The 6,862-nt window shown below is 35.1% G+C and carries 6 protein-coding genes; 5 read left to right on the forward strand and 1 reads right to left on the reverse strand.

Annotated elements, in window-relative coordinates:
- Positions 1 to 4: 4 nt before the first annotated feature.
- The 3 genes from GO684_RS03465 to GO684_RS03475 all read left to right on the forward strand — a co-directional run bounded on the left by GO684_RS03465 (position 5) and on the right by GO684_RS03475 (position 2,712).
- The gene (locus GO684_RS03465) at positions 5 to 757 is read left to right on the forward strand and encodes a hypothetical protein (RefSeq protein WP_175938948.1); all 753 of its coding nucleotides are present in this window, start codon (positions 5 to 7) and stop codon (positions 755 to 757) included.
- Positions 758 to 1,780 carry a ferrochelatase gene (hemH, locus tag GO684_RS03470; RefSeq protein WP_175938950.1) on the forward strand — a complete coding sequence of 341 codons (1,023 nt, stop codon included), beginning with the start codon at positions 758 to 760 and terminating at the stop codon, positions 1,778 to 1,780.
- 77 nt (positions 1,781 to 1,857) lie between these two features.
- Positions 1,858 to 2,712, forward strand: a complete 855-nt coding sequence (locus GO684_RS03475) for a hypothetical protein (protein WP_175938953.1) — start codon at positions 1,858 to 1,860, stop codon at positions 2,710 to 2,712.
- Positions 2,713 to 2,715: 3 nt separating this feature from the next.
- On the opposite strand, the gene gshA is transcribed toward GO684_RS03475, so the two are convergent.
- Entirely contained in the window at positions 2,716 to 3,882 is a 1,167-nt protein-coding gene (gene gshA, locus GO684_RS03480) for a glutamate--cysteine ligase (RefSeq protein WP_175938955.1), read from the reverse strand.
- 155 nt (positions 3,883 to 4,037) lie between these two features.
- Between gshA and hslV the strand changes: the two genes are divergently transcribed.
- Both hslV and hslU read left to right on the forward strand, forming a co-directional pair.
- Positions 4,038 to 4,592, forward strand: coding sequence for an ATP-dependent protease subunit HslV (gene hslV / locus GO684_RS03485; RefSeq protein WP_175938957.1), 555 nt, complete (start codon positions 4,038 to 4,040; stop codon positions 4,590 to 4,592).
- 1 nt (position 4,593) lies between these two features.
- Positions 4,594 to 6,087: an ATP-dependent protease ATPase subunit HslU gene (hslU, locus tag GO684_RS03490; protein WP_175938959.1), complete on the forward strand. Its 1,494-nt coding sequence runs from the start codon at positions 4,594 to 4,596 to the stop codon at positions 6,085 to 6,087.
- Positions 6,088 to 6,862: the final 775 nt, after the last annotated feature.

A 6,862-nucleotide genomic window follows, 5' to 3' on the forward strand; every position in this document is an offset into this window, starting at 1 on the left:
TTGTATGGGTTACTGTCGCAAAAAACTAGCAAACAACCTTAAGTCACCAATCTTTTGCGGGGCAAAAGGGTTTTTGACTTTTAGTTTGGCCTTTTTAAGTTATTTGGAATATAGCTCACACCATAATACAAAATTACAAAAAGGTGCTGCTTTCGCAATGAAAAGAAATACTATTCCATTCTTTGAAATAACAATCATAGCGCCGCTCATTTGCTTTGTATTACCAGCTATGGTGGGCAGTATAAGCTTCATGCTATGTGCATCTATATGTGCTGCGTTGATGATTACCACATGTTTTGTCGTAAGAACTTTTAATCTGCGTGAGAAGTTGCTAGAAAAGATTACCAATTATAGTAGAAAAGAAATAGATGAGGAATTTAAGAAGGACTCTATAAAATTTCCTATTTTTGATCAGAATAGAAAACACATTGAGTACAATGTGCCCAACCAAGAACAATTGTCAAACAAAACAGGCAGCACCTCTTTTTTTGTTGCGTTTTCAGTTTTTCCTCTGAAGGTCCTTCAAAGCTGCATAATGCTATCTTTAGCCGCTATTGAACCTCTTGAAGCCGTGCCAAGTTTTTATGTTGATTTAGTTTTCAATAGAAGTTCTTTTGCATCTATAAAGAGCAACCTGCAGAGATCTGGCCATTTATTATATGCTAGTGTAAGAAATTTAGTGCCTATATCTATACTTGATGAGTGTGTAGCTGATTTTATAGGCACACCAAAGGCAACTTGTTGCAGTAGTGCGTAGGTGAAAAAGGCAGTTGTCTTACTTAACCTTGGCGGACCTGACTCACCGAGCGCGGTTCGTCCTTTTTTATTTAATCTTTTTTATGATAAGAGAATAATTAATTTGCCAAATCCTTTTCGGTTCCTTTTAGCAAAATTTATATCCGCAAAACGAGAAAATACCACACAAAGAATATATGAACAAATTGGAGGCAAATCTCCAATCTTAGAGAACACAAAAATGCAAGCTGAAGCACTTGAGCGAGAGCTCAATAGATCTATTCTTTGTCACTCAAGTAGCGTAACACTGGGGTCTAGAAAAGAAAATTGGACTCCAGCGTCATGCACTGGAGTGACATCAAAGCTGACCAAAGTTTTCATCTGCATGCGCTACTGGCATCCACTTGCCGATGAAGCTGTTAAAAGTGTAAAACAGTTCGGTCCTGATGAAGTAATTCTGCTACCGTTATATCCTCAATATTCAACTACCACAACTTTGTCATCCATTGAAAATTGGCAAAAAAATGCTAAACAATATGGCATAAAATGCAATACAAAAATAATTCGCCACCATTACGATAATCAAGATTTTATTGAGGCCCACGCTAATCTAACAATTAAACACTACAAATTAGCTAGCGAAGTTGGCAAACCAAGAGTCCTATTTTCAGCACATAGTCTACCTCTCAGTATTATTAAAAAAGGCGACCCCTATGCCCTACAGGTAGAAAAAACAGTAAAACTGATAGTAAAAAAATTAAATATTAAAGACCTTGACTGGTCAATATGCTATCAGAGCAAGATCGGTCCTATAAAATGGCTAGAACCAAGCACTGAAAGTGAGTTATTACGCGCAAAAGCTGATGGTGTACCTGTAGTTTTATCACCAATATCTTTTGTTTCTGAGCATTCAGAAACGCTTGTTGAACTTGACATGGAATATAAAGCTATTATCAAGGATGGATACTACTTTCGCATACCAACTCTTAGTACTAATTCCTTGTTTATCAAGTGCCTGGCCGGTTTATGTATAAATCACCCTTAAAGTCCTGATTTATAGCGCTTTTCTTTTAGGATTTCATGTGATAGAATGATAAAAAATTATTATTTTATTAGCTATTTATGCTAAACGAGATAACAAGAGAATCAAACATGCCCGTACAAGTGATACATAGGCTTCACAGTCATCACATCAGGAAGATAATTTATATTACAACAGCTTTAACAATGTTGCTGTGTAAGATCTCACTACAATTTTGCTGTGAGTTTATTAACAATAATAGATCAAATATCGCCTTTATATGGAATGTCGCAAAGCTAATAAAATTGCCAGCATCCATATTATATACTCTTCATTTAGGACTCAATTTAGCTGGATATAAATCTAAAAGTAAACTAGTTCATAAAGATAAACCTAAAGAACTAGCAGAGTTTATAGGTGAATTAGCCCCCCTGATAAGCAGCACCATAGGAGTATTGATACAGACAAGAATTATCCATTTGTTTGCTGCAGGCGCAGTTAGTCATGTGGGGCTTACATCAACAATTCTATTCCTATTCATTTCAGAACCTATAAGCCACTATTATACATACAGACAATATCAAGAGACGTATAAAAAATACCAAGACGTAAATAAAGGATATCAAGGTAAAAAAGATATTGATGAACTTATAAAATACAAAGCTGAGCTTGCTAAATGCAATAAGGACCTCATCATTAGCACACTAACTTTGTCATTAGGTTTGTTAAATTTCATCCTAAAAAGGATAGAAATTGCAACTATACCGATAAACTTGGGTAATGGTATAATCTATAATTTCAATTGGAGCGTAACAGTCAGCACAATATATAGTACAGTATTTCTGGCAATCCAGCTTAACAAACTGTTTAATCAACCTATCAACGACAATCCTTCCACTAAACTCGGTGGTACTATTAACCACAACCTACCCAATGGCTGTGCTATGTGGAGGTAAAAATTAGACATGAAAAGACCTCATTTCTACTGCTAATGCGAGCACTGCTAATTTGCTAACTATACCCCAAAGTGACAGGGTTTTATTTTCTATAACTTGGCCAACATCATGAAACTTACAGTCAGCAGAATTTAAGTTAGAATATACATCTTTTCTACTATTGCACCGGTATAAAAAGCAAGTTGGAATATCTCCTATATAGTATATAAGCGGCTCTGCAGGACTATGTTCAAACACATCGACAGTTGGTACACCTTCTTGTATAATAACGCTATTAATTTCTATGCCTTCCTTTACCTTTCTCATTTTATGACGCTTTTTCTTATTGAGGGTTAATACCTCTTCTCCGCTTGCTGCCGTTATAATGCCCATTCCGTATGTCCCATTGCTCGCTTTGATAAAAACATAAGGTTGAGTCTTTATGTTATATTCCTCATATTTTCTTTGCACTAGAGACAATACTTGGTCAACTTTAGCCGCTACTGTTTCCAGCGATGAGTCATCATTAAAATTGACTTCATCACAGTTCTCTGTAAATGCAGAAATAAGCCACGGACTTATTTTAAATTCATCACAGAATTCGTACACTAATTCTTTATAAATTTTAAAATATTTAAATTTCTGCCTGTTGTGCCAACCATACAATGGGCTCGGTATTATTTCTTGTTTTACATTTTCTAACGTATCGGGAACGTGACTTGTCATATCCCGGTTTAATATAACAACATCCGGCACAAACCCTGAAGTTGTCTTGAGCAGCGAGTCCTCTCTCACAATCGTCTCATATGGCCCTATTAAATTACGTGCTTCACTATGAAAGAGACCAACTCTCGTTTCAAAACCCGCTTGTTGTAGTATCATCTTTATAGCAAGCACGTTTTCTATATACATTTTATTTCGCGTGTGGCTCTCCGGTATTATGAGAACTCTTTTATATTTACATTGTTTCTCTTTAAAGTAGCTCCTCATTAGCTTTGCTGCTGTTGCTTTTGACATTTCACTTAGATTGTTAAACCCTGCAGGAAATAAATTGGCGTCTACTGGAACAATTTTGTAGCCAGAGTTTCTAAGATCTATAGAGCTATAAAATGGTAATGCAAGGCTGTCAAACTGCGCCTCAAACCAATTATTTATACTTTTTTCCAAATTTGAGTGAATTATATTTTGCATCTACACTTTAAATATTATAAAAAAGGTACTATATTTAAGCTATAGACCAATATATTTAATTAACAGTTATAGGTCAATATATAATTTTATTTAGGTCAACATATTTAATTAACGATGTACGATATAATGAAATTGCTATTTAAAGTAACACGAAAATGATTCAACATGACAGCTGCAAAATGTATGGAACTACCATACTATCAATTAGAAGAGACAAAAGCGTAATAGTAATAGGTGATGGCCAAGTTTCATTGGGGCACACCGTTATAAAATCTGGGGCAAAAAAAGTCAGGCGCCTTTCTAGTGACTCCGTTATTGCAGGTTTTGCCGGAGCAACAGCTGACGCATTTACTCTTTTTGAGAGATTAGAATCTAAACTTGATAAACATCCAGGACAATTAATGAGAGCATGCGTTGAGCTTGCAAAAGATTGGAGAATGGATAAATATTTGAGAAAACTGGAAGCTATGATGATAGTTGCAGATAGATCTATTTCATTAGTAATCACAGGAACAGGTGATGTTCTTGAACCTGAAGATGGAATTGCAGCAATTGGCTCTGGGGGGAATTTTGCCCTATCTGCAGCAAAAGCTTTAATTGATATCAAAGGAATATCAATAGAGGAAATTGCAAAAAAAGCTATGAAAATAGCAGCCAATATATGTGTTTACACAAATTATAATGTAGTTATTGAAAAGATAGAGGGATAATATGTCTTTTGATGAACGAAAAATTTTATGCACTAATTTCTCCAATCAATCTACAACTCTCTCAGAAAGGCAATCTTGTAACAGTGATGCTTACAATAAAAAAAGTGACCTACATAAAGATACTAAAAGTGACTGTGATTCGAATAATAGCAGCGCTCAAGTTAATAATAACACACAAGTTTTATTAGATGATCTACCACCACAGAAAATAGTGAAAGAGCTAGATAGGTTTATAATCGGGCAAGATGATGCAAAGCGTGCTGTTGCAATTGCACTCAGAAATCGTTGGCGTCGCAACAAAGTCCCTTCTCCTTTGCGTGACGAAATCATACCTAAGAATATACTGATGATTGGTCACACAGGGGTTGGTAAAACTGAAATAGCCCGCCGCTTAGCAAAGCTTGCAGGTGCACCGTTCATAAAAGTTGAGGCAACTAAATTTACTGAGATAGGGTATGTTGGACGTGATGTTGACTCAATAACACGTGATTTAGTTGATGCAGCAATAGTTTTAGTTAAGGAAAAAGCTCGCAAAGCACTCGCTAAAAAAGCTTTAAATTTAGCTGAAAAGATAATAGTCAATTCTATGGTCGGCGAAAATGCAACCGAAGAAAGTAAAAAAACTTACAGAGAAAGGTTGAGAAATAAAGAGTTTGAAGACGGGGAAGTTTCTATTAACGTTAGAGAGAGCAAGAGCATGTTACCCACTTTTGATATACCAGGCATGCCAGGTAGGCAAGTTGGTGTAGTAAACGTAACAGAGCTCATGGATAAAATGTTCAACGGAGGTAAAAAGACAAAAACCATTACAGTTAAGGTAAAAGAAGCGCGTGAAATATTGATTAATGAAGAAAGCGAAAGGTTAATGGATGAAGATAAGATAATCAAAGAAGCCATTGATCTTGCCAGCAATGAAGGCATAGTATTTTTGGATGAAATAGATAAAATCGCGGCACGCACAGAAGTAAAAGGTGAAGTGAATAGAGAGGGAGTACAACGTGATTTATTACCGTTGCTTGAAGGAACAACTGTTTCAACCAAATATGGCCACGTAAAAACAGACTACATATTATTTATTGCATCAGGCGCTTTTCATCTATCTAAGCCATCTGATCTTTTACCAGAATTGCAAGGTAGGTTGCCAATCAGAGTGGAACTTAAAGCACTTACTCAAGAAGATTTAATAAAAATATTAAAAGAACCGGAATCCAGTCTGTTAAAGCAGTACATAGCTTTAATGAAAACAGAAAATGTAATACTTGAGTTCACCGATGATGGAATTGAAACCATAGCTGAAATAGCATCTACAGTTAATAGGGAAGTGGAAAACATAGGTGCAAGGAGGCTTCATACTATCATGGAGAAGCTTTTGGATGAAATAAGTTTTATCGCTTCTGAAAAAAGCGGTGAAAAATTTGTTATAGATAACAAATATGTGAAAGATAAACTCGAATCGATTTCAAAACAGCTAGATTTATCTAAGTTTATACTTTAATAAAGTATATTGATATATTAATATCTTTACATATAACGTTAGCATAGATATGCAATAGCACAGAAAGCATGCTAGCACAAAGTACTCAAGGTATATTAGATGAAGATGATAAATTTTTTGTGCAGAAAAGCCTCCTAAAGAATACATTAAATCAAAAGAGGTATTATTAACAACATATTAATTTAACTTATCGAAGTTACCGGAATAATAACAGTAGTTTTTACGTAAGAATAATGCTACAAGATAAGGGTACAGCTATAAAGACAAGCGAACTTTTAAATAGCAAATTCTGTAAAGATAACAAAATCCTGATTTTTCAATATCAGATAATGATGACAGAAAAATTATAAGCGGTTATGCTATTGAGGGTGATAATGGTAAAAAAGTCAGATATTATGACCTAGCTAATTCTTCATGAATGCGAATTGCAGTTAAATGGTACATCAGCGGGAAAGAATGCAACATTACATTGAGCTCTGATAGCGATAGCAACATTAAAATAGTAAAATAGCAAATCAAGTTATAAAAATTTAGAGAAAGACACAGACGTTAAAATCAAACTTGACGGCAAAGAACCAAGTCTCGTTGATGCTATAAAAGAACCAGAACAAAAGAGCAAGCTTAGCGAACTAGAAATAGAAGAACTTCACCATATCAAGATTTAATACCAATTTTCATTGTTAGTGGGCCAAATAAACGACGTTGCAGAGTTATTTAATTGCGGAGTGAAAGAGAGAGATAATAAATTTGCACAAAGCGCTCTCAAGCAAAGCAC

Source organism: Wolbachia endosymbiont of Litomosoides brasiliensis (assembly GCF_013366805.1).
Taxonomy (GTDB): Bacteria; Pseudomonadota; Alphaproteobacteria; order Rickettsiales; family Anaplasmataceae; genus Wolbachia.

What these genes read in the sequence shown, in the direction of transcription:
- hslV (WP_175938957.1), top strand. Translation starts at nt 4,038, where the DNA reads ATGATTCAACATGACAGCTGCAAAATGTATGGAACTACCATACTATCA.
- GO684_RS03465 (WP_175938948.1), top strand. Translation starts at nt 5, where the DNA reads ATGGGTTACTGTCGCAAAAAACTAGCAAACAACCTTAAGTCACCAATC.
- gshA (WP_175938955.1), bottom strand. Translation starts at nt 3,882, where the DNA reads ATGCAAAATATAATTCACTCAAATTTGGAAAAAAGTATAAATAATTGG.
- hslU (WP_175938959.1), top strand. Translation starts at nt 4,594, where the DNA reads ATGTCTTTTGATGAACGAAAAATTTTATGCACTAATTTCTCCAATCAA.
- GO684_RS03475 (WP_175938953.1), top strand. Translation starts at nt 1,858, where the DNA reads ATGCTAAACGAGATAACAAGAGAATCAAACATGCCCGTACAAGTGATA.